The sequence below is a fragment of the Variovorax atrisoli genome, assembly GCF_014195185.1.
Taxonomy (GTDB): Bacteria; Pseudomonadota; Gammaproteobacteria; order Burkholderiales; family Burkholderiaceae_C; genus Variovorax; species Variovorax atrisoli.
In genome coordinates this window covers 74,956-94,061 of sequence record NZ_JACIBG010000001.1, presented here as the reverse complement: position 1 = coordinate 94,061, position 19,106 = coordinate 74,956, and the positions used below count along the sequence as shown (strand labels likewise).

The 19,106-nt window shown below is 67.9% G+C and carries 20 protein-coding genes; 8 read left to right on the top strand and 12 right to left on the bottom strand.

Annotated elements, in window-relative coordinates; genetic code table 11:
• Positions 1-19 precede the first annotated feature (19 nt).
• The gene (ilvB, locus tag FHY06_RS00450; RefSeq protein WP_184602797.1) at positions 20-1,804 is read right to left on the bottom strand and encodes a biosynthetic-type acetolactate synthase large subunit; all 1,785 of its coding nucleotides are present in this window, start codon (positions 1,802-1,804) and stop codon (positions 20-22) included.
• Between the two features lie 65 nt (positions 1,805-1,869).
• On the opposite strand from ilvB, the gene FHY06_RS00445 reads away from it, so the two are divergent.
• On the top strand, positions 1,870-2,364 hold the full coding sequence (locus FHY06_RS00445; RefSeq protein WP_019653213.1) for an Lrp/AsnC family transcriptional regulator: 495 nt from the start codon (positions 1,870-1,872) through the stop codon (positions 2,362-2,364).
• Positions 2,365-2,385: 21 nt separating this feature from the next.
• On the opposite strand, the gene FHY06_RS00440 is transcribed toward FHY06_RS00445, so the two are convergent.
• Entirely contained in the window at positions 2,386-3,381 is a 996-nt protein-coding gene (locus FHY06_RS00440) for an OmpA family protein (protein ID WP_020722974.1), read from the bottom strand.
• A gap of 386 nt (positions 3,382-3,767) precedes the next feature.
• Between FHY06_RS00440 and FHY06_RS00435 the strand changes: the two genes are divergently transcribed.
• The gene (locus FHY06_RS00435; protein WP_260309290.1) at positions 3,768-5,693 is read left to right on the top strand and encodes a sensor histidine kinase; all 1,926 of its coding nucleotides are present in this window, start codon (positions 3,768-3,770) and stop codon (positions 5,691-5,693) included.
• Positions 5,694-5,718: 25 nt separating this feature from the next.
• Here the strand turns inward: FHY06_RS00435 and FHY06_RS00430 are convergent, their stop codons facing one another.
• Positions 5,719-6,612: a LysR family transcriptional regulator gene (locus FHY06_RS00430; protein WP_184602793.1), complete on the bottom strand. Its 894-nt coding sequence runs from the start codon at positions 6,610-6,612 to the stop codon at positions 5,719-5,721.
• A gap of 89 nt (positions 6,613-6,701) precedes the next feature.
• Here FHY06_RS00430 and FHY06_RS00425 point away from each other — a divergent pair, with 89 nt between their 5' ends.
• Positions 6,702-7,481, top strand: coding sequence for an NAD(P)H-dependent oxidoreductase (locus FHY06_RS00425; protein ID WP_184602791.1), 780 nt, complete (start codon positions 6,702-6,704; stop codon positions 7,479-7,481).
• A 7-nt stretch (positions 7,482-7,488) separates the two neighbouring features.
• Here FHY06_RS00425 and FHY06_RS00420 read toward each other — a convergent pair whose 3' ends face one another.
• The 4 genes from FHY06_RS00420 to FHY06_RS00405 all read right to left on the bottom strand — a co-directional run bounded on the left by FHY06_RS00420 (position 7,489) and on the right by FHY06_RS00405 (position 12,434).
• Positions 7,489-9,591 carry an alpha/beta hydrolase domain-containing protein gene (locus FHY06_RS00420; protein ID WP_184602788.1) on the bottom strand — a complete coding sequence of 701 codons (2,103 nt, stop codon included), beginning with the start codon at positions 9,589-9,591 and terminating at the stop codon, positions 7,489-7,491.
• A 74-nt stretch (positions 9,592-9,665) separates the two neighbouring features.
• A complete protein-coding gene (locus FHY06_RS00415) occupies positions 9,666-10,631 on the bottom strand; it encodes a Bug family tripartite tricarboxylate transporter substrate binding protein (RefSeq protein WP_126184382.1) in 966 nt (321 codons plus the stop codon).
• A gap of 49 nt (positions 10,632-10,680) precedes the next feature.
• Positions 10,681-11,046 (bottom strand): AtuA-related protein, encoded by a 366-nt coding sequence (locus FHY06_RS00410; RefSeq protein WP_019653220.1) that lies wholly within the window; start codon positions 11,044-11,046, stop codon positions 10,681-10,683.
• Complete coding sequence (locus FHY06_RS00405; RefSeq protein ID WP_184602786.1) at positions 11,043-12,434, bottom strand: acyclic terpene utilization AtuA family protein; 1,392 nt, start codon at positions 12,432-12,434, stop codon at positions 11,043-11,045. Before FHY06_RS00405 ends, FHY06_RS00410 begins: the two co-directional genes overlap by 4 nt.
• A gap of 106 nt (positions 12,435-12,540) precedes the next feature.
• On the opposite strand from FHY06_RS00405, the gene FHY06_RS00400 reads away from it, so the two are divergent.
• A complete protein-coding gene (locus tag FHY06_RS00400; RefSeq protein ID WP_184602784.1) occupies positions 12,541-13,458 on the top strand; it encodes a LysR family transcriptional regulator in 918 nt (305 codons plus the stop codon).
• An 81-nt stretch (positions 13,459-13,539) separates the two neighbouring features.
• Here the strand turns inward: FHY06_RS00400 and FHY06_RS00395 are convergent, their stop codons facing one another.
• From FHY06_RS00395 to FHY06_RS00385, 3 genes are all read right to left on the bottom strand, one after another.
• Complete coding sequence (locus FHY06_RS00395; RefSeq protein WP_126184385.1) at positions 13,540-14,316, bottom strand: FABP family protein; 777 nt, start codon at positions 14,314-14,316, stop codon at positions 13,540-13,542.
• Between the two features lie 82 nt (positions 14,317-14,398).
• On the bottom strand, positions 14,399-15,391 hold the full coding sequence (locus FHY06_RS00390) for a Bug family tripartite tricarboxylate transporter substrate binding protein (protein ID WP_184602782.1): 993 nt from the start codon (positions 15,389-15,391) through the stop codon (positions 14,399-14,401).
• A complete protein-coding gene (locus FHY06_RS00385) occupies positions 15,388-15,786 on the bottom strand; it encodes a winged helix-turn-helix transcriptional regulator (protein ID WP_019653225.1) in 399 nt (132 codons plus the stop codon). The genes FHY06_RS00390 and FHY06_RS00385 overlap by 4 nt, the downstream gene beginning before the upstream one ends.
• A 109-nt stretch (positions 15,787-15,895) precedes the next feature.
• Between FHY06_RS00385 and FHY06_RS00380 the strand changes: the two genes are divergently transcribed.
• Genes FHY06_RS00380 through FHY06_RS00370 form a run of 3 tightly spaced genes read left to right on the top strand, consistent with a single transcriptional unit; the run spans position 15,896 to position 16,849 of the window.
• On the top strand, positions 15,896-16,213 hold the full coding sequence (locus tag FHY06_RS00380; RefSeq protein WP_019653226.1) for a DMT family transporter: 318 nt from the start codon (positions 15,896-15,898) through the stop codon (positions 16,211-16,213).
• Positions 16,214-16,233: 20 nt separating this feature from the next.
• Positions 16,234-16,437 (top strand): hypothetical protein, encoded by a 204-nt coding sequence (locus tag FHY06_RS00375; RefSeq protein ID WP_157773643.1) that lies wholly within the window; start codon positions 16,234-16,236, stop codon positions 16,435-16,437.
• A 22-nt stretch (positions 16,438-16,459) separates the two neighbouring features.
• Positions 16,460-16,849 (top strand): DUF427 domain-containing protein, encoded by a 390-nt coding sequence (locus tag FHY06_RS00370; protein WP_019653227.1) that lies wholly within the window; start codon positions 16,460-16,462, stop codon positions 16,847-16,849.
• A gap of 115 nt (positions 16,850-16,964) precedes the next feature.
• Here FHY06_RS00370 and FHY06_RS00365 read toward each other — a convergent pair whose 3' ends face one another.
• Both FHY06_RS00365 and FHY06_RS00360 read right to left on the bottom strand, forming a co-directional pair.
• Complete coding sequence (locus FHY06_RS00365) at positions 16,965-17,345, bottom strand: hypothetical protein (protein ID WP_019653228.1); 381 nt, start codon at positions 17,343-17,345, stop codon at positions 16,965-16,967.
• 219 nt (positions 17,346-17,564) lie between these two features.
• Positions 17,565-18,038, bottom strand: a complete 474-nt coding sequence (locus FHY06_RS00360) for a cupredoxin domain-containing protein (protein ID WP_184602779.1) — start codon at positions 18,036-18,038, stop codon at positions 17,565-17,567.
• 180 nt (positions 18,039-18,218) lie between these two features.
• Between FHY06_RS00360 and FHY06_RS00355 the strand changes: the two genes are divergently transcribed.
• A complete protein-coding gene (locus tag FHY06_RS00355; RefSeq protein WP_184602777.1) occupies positions 18,219-19,073 on the top strand; it encodes a hypothetical protein in 855 nt (284 codons plus the stop codon).
• Positions 19,074-19,106: the final 33 nt, after the last annotated feature.

Genomic DNA, 19,106 nt, shown 5'->3' with positions numbered 1-19,106 from the left:
GGGAGAGGGGACAAGACTTTCAGACCTCCTCGTACCACCGGTCCTTCGCCAGCATCACCCGATGGTGCCCATGGCCCGAGGGCATCATCGGGAAGCAGTTCTCCTGCGCTTCGACCTGCACGTCGAGGAAGAACGGCCCCTCGCTGGCAAGGCACTCGGCCAGCGCGTCCTCCAACTCCGCCGGGTCGCTCACCCGCCTCGCGCCCCAGCCGAAGGCCTTGGCCAGCGCGACGAAGTCGGGCAGCGCCTCGTTCCAGCTGTGGCTCAGGCGGTTGCCGTGGTTCAGTTCCTGCCACTGGCGCACCATGCCCATGTAGCCGTTGTTGCTCAGCACCAGCTTCACCGGCACGCGGTGCTGCACTGCCGTGGAGAGCTCCTGGATGTTCATCAGCACCGAGGCATCGCCGCTCACGCACACCGTGAGCGCGCCGGGGTGGCCGATCTGCGCGCCGATGGCAGCGGGCAGCCCATAGCCCATGGTGCCGGCACCGCCGGAGGTGAGCCAGCGGCGCGGGCTGTCGAAGCGCAGGTACTGCGCGGCCCACATCTGGTGCTGGCCCACGTCGGTCGACACGATGGCGTTGCGCCCGGCAACGGCGCGCTGCAGCGACGACATCAGCTGCTGCGGCAGGATCGAACCGGCCTTCGGCTCGAAGGCCAGGCAGTCGACGGCGCGCCAGCGTTCGATGCGCTCCCACCACGCAGCCACCCGCTCGGGCGCGAAGCCCTCGGTGGGCAGCAGCGCGAGCAGGCTCTCGAGGATCGCGGCGCAGTCGCCCACCATCGGCACGTCAACGCGCACCACCTTGTTGATGCTGCCGGGGTCGATGTCGATGTGGATCTTGCGGGCGTGCGGGCAGAACTCGTCGAGCTTGCCGGTCACGCGGTCGTCGAAGCGCGCGCCGATGCAGACGACCAGGTCGGCCTCGTGCATCGCCAGGTTGGCCTCGAGCGTGCCGTGCATGCCCAGCATGCCGATGAACTTCGGGTCGGACGCCGGGAAGGCGCCCAGCCCCATCAGCGTGAGCGTGCACGGCGCATGCATCAGGTCGACCAGCCTGGTGAAGGCTTCGCAGGCAGCCGGGCCCGAATTGACGAGTCCGCCGCCGCCATAGATGACGGGCCGGCGCGCGGTGGAAAGCAGATCGGCCGCGCGCTGCACCATGGCCTTCGGCGGCAGTGCGGTGCGGCTGGTGCGCAGGGGGCGCAGCGGCGCTGCCTCGGGGGCGCGGCCCAGGCGCTGCAGCTGGATGTCCTTCGGCACGTCGAGCAGCACCGGGCCGGGTCGGCCGGTCGATGCGATCTCCAGCGCGCGGCGCACCAGGGCGGGCACGTCGTCGGCGGCACGAACCTGGCGGTTCCACTTCGTCACGGGGCGCGACATGCCCAGCGCGTCGCTTTCCTGGAACGCCTGCGTACCGATGACGGCCGTGGCGACCTGCCCGCTGATGCACAGCACCGGCACCGAATCGCTCATCGCGTCCAGCAGCCCGGTGATGGTGTTGCCCACGCCCGGCCCCGAGGTGACCAGCACCACGCCCACCCGGCCGGTGCTGCGCGCATAACCCTCGGCCGCGTGCACGGCCGCCTGCTCGTGGCGCACCAGCACGTGGCGCAGCCGGGGTTCGCCGTGCAGTGCGTCGTACAGCGGCAGCGCCGCCCCGCCGGGGTAGCCGAAGATGGTGTCCACGCCGCATTCGACCAGCGTGTCGAGCAGGGCCTCGGCGCCGTTGCGGATGCGAACCGGCTTCGTGTCAGGGTGGAGGGACGGGGAGGACGTGGGGGGTAGGTCGAGCAGTCGCATGCCGTCAATTCTTCCGTTTCGGGCGCAGAATATGCATCTTTCTTTTGGCTCTTTAAGCTCGATTCATGAAAACCAATCGGCAAACACCGAGCGACAGCGAAGGATCTTTCGACAAGACCGACCTGGCGATCCTGCGGGTGCTCCTGCTGGACTCGCGCAAGACCCTGCAGGAGATCGGCAACGAGGTCGGCCTCTCGCCCACCAGCTGCTGGACGCGTATCAAGAAACTGGAAGCCACGGGCGTCATCAAGCGCTATACGGTCGATGTCGACCCGGCCAGGCTCGGCTACCACGACTCGGTGATCGTGCAGGTCACGCTGGAGAGCCACACCGACGAGACGCTCTACGACTTCGGTCGCACGCTCGCCACCATCCCCGAGATCCAGGAGGCCTACCTGGTCTCGGGCGACTACGACTACTACATCCGCATCGCCGTGCGCGACACGCGCGACTACGAGCGGCTGCTGCGCGAGAAGCTCTACAAGATCCCGGGCATCCGCCACAGCAAGTCGCACTTCGTGCTGCGGGTTCTGAAGGAAGCGAGCGTGCCCATCATCTGAGGCACGCCGCCGTGGCCGGGCTCAGAGGCGGATCAGCTCCACCCGGCGGTTTTTCGCCCGCCCCGCCTCGCTGTCGTTCGGCGCCACCGGCTCCGAGGCTCCGGCACCGCGGGTGGTGAAGCGCCGCGGGTCCACGCCCGCCTTCACCAGCACGGCGATCACCGCCAGCGCCCGGCGCTTCGACAGGTCGTCGTTGTGCCTGGCGTCGCCCTGCGCGTCTGTGTGGCCCACCACCGACAGCTTCAGCGGCGGGTTGTTGCGCATGAGCTTGGTCATCTCGTCGAGCGTGGGCTGCGACTCGGGGCGGATCACGTCCTTGTCGAGGTCGAACAGGATGCCGTAGAGATTGACGCGCCCCGTCTCCGCCAGGCTCTTCTGCATGGCCGTGGCGTCGAGGAACACGATCTTGTTCTCCTCCATCGCCTTGCTCTCCACCACCCGCACGAAGGCGTGGTTGCCGACCTCGGCGTTGTGCTCGGCCAGCGCGATGCTGGCGTAGACGGTGCCCGAGGGGCCGGTCTTTCTGGCGAGCAGGTAGCGTCCGCTCACCGAGAAGTAGTTGCGCGCGTAGTCGCCCCGGCTGCCCAGGCGCGGCCACTCGGGCTCGTCGAAGGCCAGCGCGAAGTCGTAGGGCGTGGTGGTATCCACGCGGCCGTCGCGCGGCTTGTAGCAGGAGCCATTGGCGGTGCCGCAGCTGAACAGCACCTCGAAGCCCTTGGCCTTGAGGCTGGACTCGTAGTTGCGCTGCACCTCCAGCAGCGAGCGCTCCTTGGGCAGCCTGTATAGATAGAGCGTGACCTTGCCCTCGACCTTGAGCAGGTCGGGCTTGCCGCCGCCCCAGTTCTGGAACGGCTCCTTGATGAGGCCGACTTCGTCATAGGCAGCCGCCTTGTAACCGTCGAGCACCGAGCCCTCGTAGCGGCCGATCAGCGGGTTGTCCTTGGCCGGCTCGGCGGCGAACGAGCCGGCGGCGGTCGAGAGCAGTGCGCCTGCCGCCAGGCGGGCAACGAGAACCATGAACGCGGACTGTTTCATCGGCAGGGCCTGCAATAGGAAGGGAGCGGGCGCGGGCGCGGAACGCGGAGTTCCGTCCATGCTAGGGAATGCCGCCACCGCTGTGCATTCGACGGACGGCCTATGCCGCGCCCCCCGCCGGAGGCCCCCGCAGACACGGCCCGCCCCGGGGTCGCGGCCGTGTTAACAGGCGTAATCGCACCAATATTCGACGGGGAACATAATCGCGCCCGTCTCGCGAGGGCGGGATCCGGGCTCCACGGCCCGAAGCCGTAAAGCAACGGTTTCGGGCCGTTGCAAATCACAAAGAAGCGACTTCCAAGGCAGAGCGATCTATGAGGCTTGGCAGCAAGAGCTGTTGGCGAATCGGCAGGTGGATCGCAAAGCTTTTGCTGGCCGCCGCGCCGGCACTCCTGTCTTTCGCAAACGCCGCCGAGCCCGCGGCGGGGCAATCGCCGCACGAAGCCGAGGCCGTTCACATCACGCGGGTCGAGCTGCTTTCCGTCCCGGGCAACGGCTATACCGCGCCTCCCCGCGACGTGCAGGACGCCGCGCTGCCCGAAAAAGGCTGGAGAAAGGTCAACCTCCCGCACACGGTGGGACGCGAGCTGGTGCCCGACGAAGGCAGCGGCGCACGCACCGTGACCGACTGGTACCGCATCGACCTGTCCGCCAGGGCTTCGGTGCGCGAGCCTCAGCTGCTCTATCTCCCGCGCTGGAAGACGCTGGGCCACATCGCGGTGTACGGCGACGGCGCCCTGCTCTACCAGTCGCACGGCAGCCCGATCCACAACGGCTACAACCACCCTCTGCTGATCCCGCTGAACGCCGCGGCCGGCACGCCCCCGCCCAGCACGGTGCTGATCCGCGTGAACCGCCTGCGCAACAGCGGCAGCGGCTTCTCCACGGTCTGGGTCGGCAGCGAGGCCTCGCTGAGCTGGCGCTACCAGATCCGCCAGCTGCTGCAGGTGCAGCTTCCCTTCATGGGCAGCGCAGCCTTCCTGGCGGTGGGCGCCTTCGCCTTCGCCGTCTGGATGGGGCGGCGGCGCGAACTGCTCTACCTGCTGTTCTTCGCGATCTCCGCGCTCGCCTTCTTCCGGACGCTGCACTACTACGCGGGCGGCAGCTACATCCCCATTTCCGACGAGTGGTTCGAATGGATGACCGTATCGAGCCTGCTGTGGCTGGTCATCCTCATCCACCTGTTCCTGCAGCGCCTGCACCAGCAGCCCTCCGTGTGGCTGACCCGCATCGCGGTGACGCTGGCCGTGGCCTGCAGCATCTCGACGCTGCCGCACGTGTCGGAGAAGATCGTCAGCCTCTATCTGTTCACGCCGCTGCTCAACCTCGCGGTGCTGCCGGTGGCGGTGCTGATCTTCACCGTCAACTTGCGCAAGTCGCTGCACAACCAGCAGAGCGAAGGCCGGCTGGTGGCGGTCTGGACCGTGTTCGCGCTCGCGCTCACGTCGTACGACGGGCTGCTGCAGAACAACCTGGTGAGCCCGGAGAGCGTGTACATGTCGCCCTACGCGATCATCAGCCTGTTCTTCGTCTTCTCGTACATCATGTTCCAGCGCTACACCGGCGCCTTCGCCGAGGTGGGCCGGCTCAACAGAGGGCTGGCGCAGCGCCTGAGGGAGCGCGAGGCCGAACTCGAGCAGAGCTACCAGCGCCTTCGCGCGAGCGAGAACCAGCACATGCTCAGCGCCGAGCGCCGCCGCCTGATGCAGGACATGCACGACGGCCTGGGCTCATCGCTGATCAGCGCGATCCGCTCGGTGGAACGCGGCGCCATGACGGAGGCCGAGATCTCCGAGGTGCTCAAGGGCTGCATGGAAGACCTGCGGCTGGTGATCGACTCCATGGAAAGTGTCGATGCCGACCTGCTCCTGCTGCTGGCGACCATGCGCTTCCGCCTGGCGCCGCGCATCGAGAGCGCCGGCATCGCGCTGCAGTGGGAGGTGCAGCCGGTTCCCGCGCTCAACTGGCTCGACCCCGACGGCGCGCTGCACATCCTGCGCATCGTGCAGGAGTGCGTGGCCAACGTGCTGCGCCACACGCGCGCCACCACCATCTGCGTGAGTACCTCCGTGGCCGACGAGGGCGTTTGCGTGGTCGTCGAGGACAACGGCGGCGGCTTCGACGTGAGCGCGGCCATGAGGCGCGGCGGCCGCGGGCTGCGCAACCAGCAGCGGCGGGCGCAGGAGATCGGCGGCACGGTGAGCTGGGAGGCAGGCACCGCCGGCACGCGCTTCGTACTGTGGCTTCCGCTGGAACGGCAGGCCGGGGTCGGCAAGGCCCTGGGCGTGGCCTGAACGCGGCGCAGGTTCAGAGAAAGGCTCAGAGGCTGGCCGCGATCTGCTCGCGCAGCCACTTGTGCGCCGGATCGCGATGCCGGCGCTCGTGCCAGAGCATCGCCATCTCGTAGCCCGGCACCTCCAGCGGCGCCTCCACCTGGCGCAATCCGGGCGCGGTGCGCGCCAGCCGCTCGGGCAGCATCGCGACCATGTCGGTGCCCGCCACCGCCGACATCATGAAAAGGAAGTGCGGCACCGACAGCACCACCTTGCGCGTCAACCCCTGCTGCGCCAGTGCCTCGTCGGTGGGCCCTGCGAAGCCGCCGCCGGCCGGCGACACGACCACATGCTCCAGCGCGCAGAACTGCGCCAGCGTCGGCCGGCGCTTAAGGCGCGGATGGCCCGCGCGGCCCACGAGCACATAGCGCTCCTGGAAGAGCACCCGCGCATGCAGGCCCGGCGGCGCGCCCACGCTGGTGTGGAAGAACAGGTCGATCTCGCCGCTTTCGAGCTGCCGCGCCATGCGCGAAGGCACGGCCTCCACCACCGCCAGCCGGGTGTTCGGTGCGCCGGCGCGCAGCCCGGCCAGCGCCGGCAGCAGGATGGCCGACTCGGCGTAGTCGGCCGCCGCGACGCGCCAGGTGGTGCCCGCCTCGGCCGGCTCGAAGGGCCGCGTCGGCGCGACCGCCCGGCCCAGCGCCTCCAGGGCCTCGCGCAACGGCTCGCGCAATTCGTCGGCCCGCGCAGTGGGCCGCATGCCGCGCTGCGCAGGCAGCAGCAGCGGATCGCCGAACACTTCGCGCAGCTTTGCCAGCTGCACGCTTACCGAAGGCTGCGACAGGTTCAGCCGCTCGGCGGCGCGGGTGACGTTGCGCTCGGCCAGCAGGGTGTCGAGCGTGACCAGCAGGTTCAGGTCGAGGCGGCTGAAATTGTTCATGGCAATTCCTGGAATTCAGACTATTCATTTCCAATATATCGCCAGCGTACCTAACCTGAGGGCATCTCCACTCGAACCCTCAAGAAATCATGAACGTCCTCCTGGTCCTGGCCCATCCCGAACCCGCCTCGCTCAATGGCTCGCTGCACCGCTTCATGGTCGATCGCCTCACGGCCAACGGCCATTCCGTGCGCGTGTCCGACCTCTACGCCATGCGCTGGAAGCCCGCGCTGGACGCCGGCGACTTCCCGGCACGCGACGCCGCCGCGCAATTCGACCCGATCCTGGATTCGCAACGGGCCTTCGAGGCCGGCACGCAGACAGCCGACATCGCCGCCGAGCAGGAGAAGCTGCTCTGGGCCGACGCGGTGATCCTGCAGTTTCCGCTCTGGTGGTACTCGATGCCCGCCATCCTCAAGGGCTGGGTCGAGCGCATCTACGCCTACGGCTTCGCCTATGGCGTGGGCGAGCATTCGGACCGGCACTGGGGCGACCGCTTCGGCGAAGGCGTCATGGTGGGCAAGCGCGCCATGCTGGTGGTGACCGCCGGCGGCTGGGCCTCGCACTACGCGCCGCGCGGCGTCAACGGTCCGATCGAAGAACTGCTCTTCCCGATCCAGCACGGCATCCTCTACTACCCCGGCTTCGACGTGCTGCCGCCCTACGTCGTGTATCGCACCGACAAGGTCGACGAGCCCGCATACGCGCGCATCACGCAGGAGCTGGGCGAGCGGCTCGACACGCTCTTCAGCGTCGAGCCGATTCCGTTCCGCCGCCAGAACGGAGGCGACTACGAGATTCCCGCCCTCACCCTGCGCGAGCACATCGCGCCGGGCAGGACGGGCTTCGCGGTGCACACCGCAAGTTGACGCAGTCTCAGGGAAGCACCGGGTTCGCCGCCGCGTTGGCGATGGCCGCATCGGCGTCCACGCGCAGCATGAAGCGCTTCGCCACCAGGTCGTCGGCGGCCGCGGTCACCGCCGCCACGTAGCCAGCCTGGTCGGTGTAGCGCTCCTGCAGCGAGGGCCGCGGATCGGCACCGCGCAGCGCGGCCGTCTTCGCGAAAGGGAAGTACGAGCCGAAGAGGCCCGCCTGGTCGATGCGGCCCGGCACGCTCGTGTAGTTCCAGCCGGTGTTGGTACCCAGCGGCACGGCCACGTCGAGGCTGCGGATGCCGGCGACGTCGTTGCCGTCGGCGTCCACCTGCGGCACCAGGATCGCGTAGTCGCGGCCCAGGTAGGCCGGCGGTACCTGGGTGGCGATGCCGCTCTCGTCCTGCGGACGGTAGTTCGGGCCCCAGTCGAGCAGCGAGTAGTTGTTGACCAGCCCCGTGTAGTTCACGCCGGGAATGGAAGGGAACTTGACCTGCTGCGGCCGCACCAGCGTGGCATCGGCGATCTTCGGCACCTGGCTGTCGGGCGGCGTGGTGCCCTTGACGACCCAGTCTTCCAGGTTCTGGTACAGCGCGCGCACCACCGGGATCACGCCGGCATTGCCGTTGGTCGCATAGAGCGCGCCGGCGCTCGAGCCCGGCAGCGAAGCCAGGCCCAGCAGATGGTGCGTGCTGGCGTAGTAGTAGACGCGGGCGTTCGCAGGCTGCACGAGGTCGGTCGTACCCCACGCATCGGTCAGCAGCGGCGAGCCCTGCAGCACGTAGAACTCGGTACCGCTGAAGCCGATGAAGAGCTTGGGGCAGGTGCCGCTGGCCTCGCAGCGCGACAGGATGCCGCCGCGGCGCTGCGCCACGTCGTCCACGTAGTCCTTCGAGAGCCCGCGCGTGCCCGCCTGTCCGAAGGCCGTGTGGTCGGCGCGCACGCCGCCGCCGCCGCCGGGAATGGCGAAGCGCATGTTGATGTTGGTCTGCCGCGCCGCGATCTGCGCGAACACGCCGTCGAACACCTGCTGCCCTGCCCGGTCCTCGTTGAAGCCGAGGTGCACGAAGGTCTTCATGAAGTTGCCGCACTGCGAGACGCCGGAGGCGATCGTGTTCCTGATCGCGGCGGCCACCGGATTGGCCGTGCCGGCCGAGTCGCTGGCATCGCGATGGAAGAAGGTGATCATGTCGCGCAGCGCCGCGAGGCCCAGGCCCATGACCTTCGGGTCCTTCGCGACGTAGACCAGCTCGTACAGATAGGCCGGGTCCCATTTGTCCTTCAGGCACACGCTCGTCTCGTCGGGCGTACCCGGAAACGGCGTAGCGGCGCTGCACTTCGCGAACTTCCACTCGCTCGCGGGAATGAGCTGCCGCGCATCGCCCTCGTTGATGCGGCGCGTGAGCACATAGCCGGGTTTGGTGTTGTCGAGGCTCGCGGTCGGGTAGGCCTGCATCGCGGCATTGAACGGACCGCCGGGCAGCGGCAGCGAATCGTTGGTGGCCGCGGTGGGCAGCAGCTCGGCGCGATAGGTGCCGGTGATGCTGCTGCCGTCGGCGTTCTTCGCGACCGGCACCTTCAGCGTGAGCTTGCCGGCTGCGGCCGGCACGTCGCCCTGCCACGCAGCCGTGAGGAACACGTAGCCGCGCGAGGCGAAGTACGGATCGAGGTTGACGATGTTGCCGCGGTTGGGCGCGTCGTAGCGCAGCACGCCGCTGGCCTTGCTCATGTCCTTGGGCTTGAAGAGCACGAAGTCGGAGGTGTACTCGACCTTGCCGTTGGCGTTGAGCGGCGCGAGCTGCAGGTCCTGGATGATCGCGTTGCGCGCGTCCTTCGGATCGACCTCGCCGGTGAAGGTGCCGGTGATCTTCTCGTAGGTACCGACGCTGCCGAAGGTGCCGGCGACGTCTTCCGTGGCGGTGATGGCGAGCTTGTACTTCGGGGCGGCGGCCGCCGCGGGCGGGGGCGCGGGCGTCGACGGGGTTCCGGTGGAAGGCGGCGGCAGGATCAGCCCGCCCCCTCCTCCTCCGCCGCTCCCGCCGCAGGCGCTCAGAAGAAAAAGGGCGGCCGAAGCCACCGTGGCAGCCCTGAGGCTCCAGCGTTTCATGGTTTGTCTCCTTCGTTGTGGATCTTTTGTATGTATGCGGCGCCGATCCCCGCTACGGCGTGCAGGCCGTCAGCTCACTCGGCCTCGATGCCGGCAGCCTTCACGATGCGGCCCCATTTCTGCGATTCGCCGGCCTGGAACTTCGCCAGTTCTTCCGGCGAGCTGGTGAACACCTCGGTGCCGGTCGGTTCGTAGAAGGCGGTCTTCGCAGCCTCGCTCTTCGCGGCCTTGACCAGCAGCTCGTTGAGCCGCTTGACCACGGCCGGCGGGGTCTTCGCGGGCGCGTAGGCCGCGAACCAGTAGCCCATCTCGTAGCCCTTCACGCCGGCCTCGGCGATGGTGGGCACGTCGGGCGCGAGCGTCGAGCGCGTGGAACTGGAGAAGCCCAGCGCGCGCAGCTTGCCGGCCTTGACCTGGGGAAGGCCGGTGGCGGTGTCGGTGATCATCATGTTGATCTGCCCGCCCAGCAGGTCGGTCACGGCGAGCGTGTTGCTCTTGTAGGGCACGTGCAAGAGCTTGATGTCGGCCATCTGCTGCAGCAGCTCGCCCGCCATGCGGCTCGACGAACTGCCGCTGCCGAAGCTGTACTTGCCGGGTTCCTTCTTCGCGAGCGCGATGAATTCGGCCACGCTCTTCGCGGGGAAGGTGGGGTTCACCACCATGATCTGCCCGCCCTTGCCAAGTGCTGCGACGGGCGAGAAGTCCTTGACCGGGTCGTAGGGCAGCTTCTTGAACAGGTGCTCGTTGGCCGCGTGCGTGGTGTTGGTGGTGATGAGCACCGTGTAGCCGTCGGCCGGCGCCTTGGCCACGCTCTGCGAGGCGATGAAGCCGCTGGCGCCCGCCTTGTTGTCGATGACCACGGCCTGCTTGGTCTCCGCGGTGATCTGGGTGCCGAGCGCACGCGCGATCTGGTCGGTGGCCGTGCCGGCCGCGAAGGGCACGACGAAGGTGATCGGCTTCTCGGGAAAGGCCTGCGCCTGGGCCAGCAGCGGCACCACGGCCAGCGCGGCGGTCAGGATGGTGAGGGGAAATCGCTTCATTGTCTTGTCTCCGTATGGAATGGCTTGGGAAGGAAAAAAAGATTTGCGGCTACGGCCCGGCCAGTAGCGGCACCAGCTCGCGCGGCACGCGCACCGGCATGTCGAGCAGCAGGAAGGAAAGCGCCTTGCCGTGCGCGTCGAGGTTCAGCGCGTCGTTGACGCCGCCGTCGAGCACCGCATCGAGCACGAAGTTCATCGCATTGAGCTTCGGCAGCAGGAAACGCTGCACCTGCGATGGCGCGCGGTGATGGAACTGCGCCGCCACCCGCTCGGGCGTGAGCTGCTCCACCAGCACGGGATAGAGCTGCGCATGCCAGGCGATGACGCTGATGTTGGAGCGGTCGCCCTTGTCGCCGGTGCGGCCGTGGGCGGCGCGGTACAGCGGCACTTCGATGGTGTCTGCCGCGTTCTTCATGCCAGTTCCTCCTGCGAAAGCAGCGCGAAGCGCACCGGGATCGCCTCTCGCGGCAACAGGCACGACAGCGTGTTGAGCCGCGGCGTGAGCGCGGTGCGCACGCCGCCCCCGCCCGCCGGGCCGCAGGTGTAGAGCGCCATCACCTCGCGCGCCAGCCGCTCGGCCTGCGCGCGCTCCGTGTGCGAGGCCGCGACGCGCAGGCGCACGTCACGCAGGCCGGCATCGGGTGTGTCCGCCAGCGCGCGGCCGGCGTCGTCGCCGAAGATGCTCAGCGCGCCGATCAGGTCCACGCGCAGCGAGAGGCCGTCGAGCCGTTTGCCGAGCACCTCCGCCGCGAGCCGCGCACGGGCCTCGGCGCGCGGGCCGGCATAGGAGATCTCGCCCTCGGCCAGCCAGCCGCCTTCATGGCACACGTTGACCTTGTAGCGGTCCGGCCGCGCATGGCCGCGCACGCCGGAAAGCGCCACGCGGTCGGCGCAGTCCAGCGCCTGCACCTCGGCGTCGGAGATGTCGGCGACCACGTCGGGCGTCAGGTAGGCGGCCGGGTCGTGCACCTCGTAGAGCAGCTGTTCCTTCACCGTGGCCTCGCTCACGAGGCCGCCGGTGCCGTCGGCCTTGCCGATGGTGCAGCGGCCTTCGGCGTCGATCTCGGTGATGGGAAAGCCGACGGACTCCAGGCCGGGCACGTCCTTGTAGCCCGGGTCGGCGAAGTAGCCGCCGCACACCTGCGCGCCGCATTCGAGCAGGTGGCCCGCCATGGTCGCGCGGGCCAGCCTGTTCCAGTCGTCGGCGCGCCAGCCGAAGTGCGACATGGCCGGGCCTACCGTGAGCGACGGGTCGGCCACGCGGCCGCACACCACGATCTGCGCGCCCGCGTCGAGCGCAGCGGCGATGGGCTCGGCACCGATGTAGGCATTGGCGCTCACCACGCGCAGGCCTTCCATTTGCGCGCCCAGTGCCTCCTGCAGCATCGCGCGGTGCTCGGGCCCCGACAGGTCGTCGCCCTCCACCACCGCGATGCGCGGCGCGCTCTCGCCCAGCTCGCGCGCCATGCGTGCGATGTGCCGGGCAGCGGCGCGCGGATTGGCAGCACCGAAGTTGCTCACGATGCGGATGCCGTGCGCCAGGCAGCGCGCGAGCACGGGCCGCAGCATGGGGTCGAGCAGCGGCTCGTAGCCTGCCTCGGGGTTGTCGCGGCGACGCAGCTGGGCCAGCGCGAGCGTACGTTCGGCCAGCGTCTCGAAGATCAGGAAGGCGCGCCGCCCCTTCGGACCGTGGGCCAGCCGCGCGATCAGCGTGTCGACCACCGGGCCGGCGGCGTCGGTGCGGTCGCCCGAGAAGCCCGCGGCGCAGCCGATCAGCAGCGTTGGCGTGTCAGTGAGATTCATCGCGGTGCACTGTAGGCAGCGCCCGCTCATCCGTAAAATCGAAAATACGGATCGATTGATCTGCTTTTCAAATAAGAAGCCACTACGGCACGGAGACGAGACCTAAATGCGAAAGACGCCCGACCTTTCCACGCGGCAGCTGCGCGCCTTTCTCGCGCTGGCCGAGCACCGCAACTTCACGCGCGCGGCGCAGGGCAGCCATCTCTCGCAGCCCGCATTCAGCGCGCTGATCCGCACGCTCGAAGACGCCGTCGGCACGCGCCTGTTCGACCGCGACACGCGCAGCGTGCAACTCACGCCCGAAGGCCGGTTGTTCGAGAGTTCGGCGCGCCGGCTGCTCGACGACATGGGCAGCGCCATGGACGACCTCGCCGATCACGTGGAGCGCCGCAAGGGCCGTGTGCGCGTGGCCGCGCTGCCCTCGCTCGCGGCCGGCTGGCTGCCTTCGGTGTTCGCCGAGTTCATGCGGGCATGGCCCGGCATCCGCGTCGACCTGGACGACGCGCTGTCGGACGCCTGCATCGCACTCGTGCGCAGCGGCCAGGCCGACTTCGCGCTCGCCGCCTCGGGCGCGGGCGGCACGGCCGACAGCGACCTGCGCGCGAGCAGGCTGTGCACCGACCGCTTCCATCTCGTCTGCCGCGCCGACCATCCGCTCGCGCAGGAACCGCGCCTGACGCTGAAGAAGATCGCGCCCTACCCGTTCATCCAGATGACGCGCAACAGCAGCGTGCGCCAGGCGCTCGACGCGGCGCTGCATCCGCAGCGGCTGAACTCGGTGTTCGAGGTGGAGCACCTCGCCACGGTGATGGGGCTCGTCGAGGCCGGGCTGGGCATCAGCGTGGTGCCCGCGCTCACGCTCTTCCATTTCCAGCGCGAGACGCTGGTGACGCGGCCGCTGCCGCTTCCCACTCTCACGCGCACGCTCTATATGGTGCAGCGGCGCGAGGGCAGCCTGTCGGTGGCGGCGCAGACGCTGCACGACCTGATCGTCGAACGGCTCGGGTCGCTGCGTCTGGACTGAAGGCCGGTCGGCGTCGCTCGACTCGCTCCCGAGCGGACATGCAAGCGGCGCTCGCCGCCTCGGGACGAATCGGGAAACTGTTCAGGCCGGTTCCGCGCCCGCTTCGGCCCCCGTCCCTGCAGCCTTGTCCGTTGCCTTCCCGGTCGCCGCCACCGCCTCCACTGCGGCTTCCACCACCGACTCCACAGCGGCCTCCGCCTGCGCCTTCATCGCGGCGAGCGCGGTCGGGTTCGGCGTGGGTTCGCCGATCTTGTGCATGGTGTTGCGGTCGGTGTGGCTGAAGGGCTCGGCCTTGCCGAAGACCTGGAGCACCGTCTCGATCTCGTAGGACCAGCTGCCGTCGTCGTGCACCGTCACGTCGATGCCGTAGCGCAGTGTCTTGAACGCGTGGTCCAGGAAGGGGTTGTCCACGATGCCGTTGTTCTCGCTGCCGCGCACGGCTTCGAGCCTGAAGCTGCGGTCGTCGGCCTTCGCGCGGCCGGTGGCCATGGCGGTGAGGCCGCGCGGAATGCTGAGCGTCTGGATCAGCGCGCCGGTTGCGGGCTCCCAGAGCCAGTAGCCGACCTGGTCGTGGAAGGTCTCGACGTCGTCGGGCTTGACGATGCGCAGGTGGTAGCGCAGGCCGTAGAAGATCTGCGGGCCGTTGGTCTGCGCGTCGATGGGCTGGAACTCCGCGTTCTCGATATAGGCCTCCGCCTCCGGGCCGTCTTCCTTCGGGCTCACGTCGTGGCCGGCGGAGCCGGTCCAGACGCCGGCCAGCGCCGCGAGCGGGCCCAGGTTGGCAAGGGTGTTCGGATCGGGTTCCGGCTCGGTGTAGATGTCGCGCGGAAATTGCGTCGCGGGTTGTTGCTGTTCCATGTTCTTCTCTCCTCGATGGGGCTTGCTGTATGGGGCAGGAGTGTCGCTCAACGATTTTCGGCTTTCCTGACTCGCCCGAAGCTCACTGGTCGAGCCGGATGCCGACCTTCGCGATGATCGCGCCCCACTTGCGACCTTCGGCATCGATGAAGGCCCTGAACTCCTCGGACGAACCGCCGCCTGCCACCAGCCCCTGATTGGCAAGCAATTCGCGCACCACCGGCTCCTGCAGCACCGCGTTGACGTCGGCGTTGATGCGCTGGACCACCTCGGGCGGGGTGCCGGCCGCGGTGAACAGGCCGTTCCATGCCAGCGACTCGAAGCCGGGATAGCCCGACTCGGCCACCGTGGGCAGGTCCTTCATGAGCTCCGATCGCTTCGCGCTGGTGATGGCGATGAGCTTCACCCGATGGCCCTGGATGAGCGGCAGCAGCGCGGGCGCCACCGCGAACAGCGCCTGCGTGTCGCCGGCCGCCAGCGAAAGCCCGGCAGGCGGCGAGCCCGAGAACGGCACGTGCACCGCCTCGATGTGCGTTGCGCTGCGAAAGAGCTCCATCGTGAGGTGCGACGAACTGCCCGCGCCCACCGAGGCATAGCTGAACCGGTTGCCGCGCGACCTCGCCCATTCGACGAACTCGGGCAGCGTGTTCGCGGGGTTGTCGGCCTGCACCGCGAGCACGTTGGGCTGCGAGGTGGTGAGCACGATCGGTGCGAGGTCACGCGCCGGTGCGTACGGCATGCGGGCGTACATGTAGGGGCCGAAGGCGATCGGGCCGTTGAAGCCGATGCCCAGCGTGTAGCCGTCGTGCGGCGCCTTGGCGACCGTGTCCATGCCGATCAGGCCGCCGGCGCCGGCCTTGGTCTCGATCACCACGGGCTGCTTCCACATCACGCGCAGGCGGTCTGCGAGCGTGCGGGCGATCAGGTCGAGCGAGCTGCCGGCCGGCGCGGGCACGATCACGCGCACCGGCTTGGAGGGCCACGCCTGTTGCGATTGCTGTTGCGCCCAGGCGCCTGCGGCGAGCAAACCGGCTGCAAGAAAGACGGCCAGGGTTGCGAGCGGGTTCTTCTTCACCTTGTGGCCTCCTCTCGCGCGGCATCGATCTGCGCATGGTTGGCCTCTGCCCAGCGGTCGACCGCGATCAGCGTCCTGCTCAGCGACAAGCCCAGCGGACTCAGCCTGTACTCGACATGCGGGGGCACGGTCTGGCGGTCTTCGCGCAGCACCAGGCCATTGAGCTCCAGCTCGCGAAGCGTCTGCGTGAGCATCTTCTGAGATATGCCGCCCACCTTGCGCAGCAGCTCGTTGTTGCGCTGCGGCTTGCCGCGCAGCAGCGGAATCAGCAGCAGCGCCCACTTGTTGGCGATGAGCTCCAGCACGCGGCGCGAGGGGCAGTCAACACTCCACACGTCGGCGCTCGTCGCATCGGCACCTGGCTCTGCCACATCCGGCTTCCTCTTCGTCGGCATCTTTGAATTTCCCATGGTTACCAGAAGGTGCGTACTTGTTGATCGGTGCCCGGACCGGAATTATCCGGTTCCTCTTTTCCGCAACGAACGACAACGAAGGAGTTTTTTCATGGGTTGGCTATTTCTGCTGGCAGCGGGTCTGGTCGAGATCGCGATGGCCGCCGCGCTCAAGCAATCGGAGGACTGGTCGCGGCTCGTGCCGTCGGTGATCGGCGTTCTGACCGCGCTGTTGAGCATCTACCTGCTGGCAAGGGCCCTGCGCTATCTGCCGCTGGGGCCAGCCTACGCGATCTGGACCGGCATCGGCTCCGTGGGCGTGGTGCTGATGGGCGTGTTCTTCTTCGGCGAAGCGCTCTCGGCCGCGCGAATTGCATGCATCGCGATGGTGATCGGCGGCACCGTAGGCCTGCGCATGGTCCATGGCTGATGCGTAAACGAAACAGAATCGTGACCACACGCATCGTGCATCCACGGAAGTCGTTTCGACAGTTCCGCCCGGGTAACGAAATGAATAAGAAAGGCTTCCAGAGCCGTTCCGATGGGCATCGACTGTTTAACCACGTCGACAATGGGCTGATTCGCCGGGGACTTCAAATCGACATGCGCTCGCGGCAATATCCGCATCCCCCGATTCCGTGCCATCCGATCTGACCTGAGGACGAAGGAGCTTTCCATGTTCGCTACAGCAGAGCGCGCCATCAAGATCCCCGGCCCCGACCATCCCATCACCATCACACCGAACCCGCTGCGCGTGGTGGTGTCGGTCGATGGCTGCGTCATCGCCGATACCCGCGAGGCACTGACGGTGCGCGAAGCCCATTTCGGCACCGTGCACTACTTCCCTCGCAAGGACGTGAAGATGTCTCTGCTGGAGCGCACCTCGCATGCGACCTACTGCCCCTACAAGGGCGAATGCAACTACTACAGCATTCCGGCCGGCGGCGAACGCTCGGTGAATGCGGTGTGGACCTACGAGACACCGTACGAGTCGTTCTCGCAGCTCAAGGACTACGTGGCCTTCTATCCCGATCGCGTCGGCCCCATCGAAGAACGCGTCTACTGACAGCGACGGCGGCAGAAGGGCACGAAGCCCCGGCCGAATCGAACAAAAGCCGGGCCCCGCTTTCGCAGGGCCCGGCTTCTTATTTCTTCGGCGCCTTCAGCGCCAGCGTCTTCTATTACAGCGGCAGTGCGTCACCGCGAGCCGCCGCGCGGGCAGCGGCACGCACGGCGGAGCGATCGAGGCCGCTGGCCAGGACCGGTGCCACGCGCGAGGTCACGCCTTCGGCATACGGGTTCTCGCTGTGGGCAGCAGCCACTGCTTCGGCACGGACGGCAGCGCGGCTGGTGGTGGAAGCGATCAGCTGCACCGGACCCTGGTTGGCACCGTCTGCATACGGGTTGCCGCTGCGTGCTGCAACGACGGCCTGGCTGGCGACGTCGGCGCGGCTTGCGGCCGAGGTCAGCTGATGCACGCCGTCATAGCTTTCGGCATGGGCGGCGCCGGCAGCAGCCAGCAGGGCGATGGAGATGGCGGAGAGGAGCTTCGAGGCGGTCATTTGGATTTCCTTCAGTTCAGTTCTTTGCATACGGGATGGTTTCGAACCGGTCTTGGGTGGGGCACCGTCCCTTTCGGGGGCGGCCACCTCGCTCGGGGCCTGTTCATCCAGACTGGCTTGCTTGATTGATGTCGGCTGGTCTGTGGGATGAATTGTGAGCCTGCGGATAGGTAAAAACCCGGAGCAAAAAGAACCGCGGTGTTCATGCGGCGGAAACAATCACCGGGGGGTGGCCTGCGCCACGTTCACCACGCCCTTCATGCCCGCGTCGTAGTGCCCGGGCTGCAGGCAGCCGAAATCGACCTTTCCTGCCTTGGTGAACTGCCAGACCACTTCACCGGTCATGCCCGGCGCCAGCGTCACCATGTTCGGCTCGGCATGCTCCATCTCGGGGTTCTTCATCATCGCGGCGTAGTGCGACTTCAGTTCCTGCGCGGTGCCGAGCACCAGTTCGTGCTTGAGCCTGCCCGAGTTCCTCACGACGAAGCGAACGGTCTCGCCCTTCTTCACGCTGATGTCCGAAGGCGTGAAGCGCATGCTGTCCGTCATGTCGACCTCCACCGTGCGGGTCGCCTTGGCGGCCACGCCGGGCTTGCCGATGGCATCGTCGTGCGAGCCCGAGGCAGAGGTGCCTGCGGCGTACGTAGAGAGCAGCGCCGCGAACGCGGAAGTAGCGAGGAATGCGTGTTTCATGAGTCGATGCTCCGTGAATGAATAAGAAAGAAGTCAAAAGAGGCCAGGCCGATGCCTCTCATTCTGGAAAGCCCATCCGGCCATGGCCTTTCGCGCGGATTACAAGGGCGTAATGGCGGCACCGGCCCGTAAGATGGCGCAGCCCTGCCCTCGGGTCTTCATGGAGAGAAGAAGAACAAGATGTCCCATCCCGTCTACCTTTCCAGCTCGAAACTGCCGCGCATGCCCGAAGGCAGCCGCAACGAATGGCGCGGCTTCTTCGGCCATGGCGCGGAGCTGGAGGCCAATGCCTTCTTTCCGCTGTTCTGGCGCGCGCTCTTCGGCGAAGGCGACATCCGCCGCGCCCGCTTCGTCGAGGCCTACGACGTCGACGACGAAGACAGCGCCGTCGAGCGCGAGGAGTGCCTGGAAGACCTCGGTGCCGAAGCCGCCTACCCCTACCTCGTCACCGACAGGGCCACGGCGCTTTCACGGCTCGCGGCACGGCGTGAAGCCATCGTCGCCGCCATCGGCGAGCGCTACCGGCCGCTCTACGAGGGCTTCGAGGCATGGGCCGCTCAAGGCTTCGACGACCACATCCTGATGCGCACCGAAGGGCTGCCCGATGCCGCAGATGCAGAGCCGTGGCTGCGCTCCGAGCTGGCCTTCATCGAGCGGCTGGACGACGCCAAGGCGCTCGCCGGCCTCATGTCGGACCTCTCGCGCCATGACACCGATCCGGTCTGGCAGCTGGCGGGCATCGGCGCTTCGCCGCACGGTCCGTGGCCCACGCCGGAGCTGCGAGCTCTGTTTCCCAATCCGAGGCAGCGACAGGCGCGCAAGCAAGCGAGCGCCCCGCGAGCCGAAGAACGCAAGAAAAGGCCCACGAGCTGGATCGACCCGGCGCTCGAATGGCTGGCCGTCGCGCTGTCCGCGGGCGCGGCGCTGGGCACCTTTGCGTTCACCCGCTCGATCTGGCCGACCCTGATCGTGTTTCTCTGCGTGGCCGTGGCGCTGGGCTTCGGCGTGGCCAGGCTGCGCGGGCCGAGGTCATGACGAAGGCAAGGGAAACTATCGGGGCCGGCCATG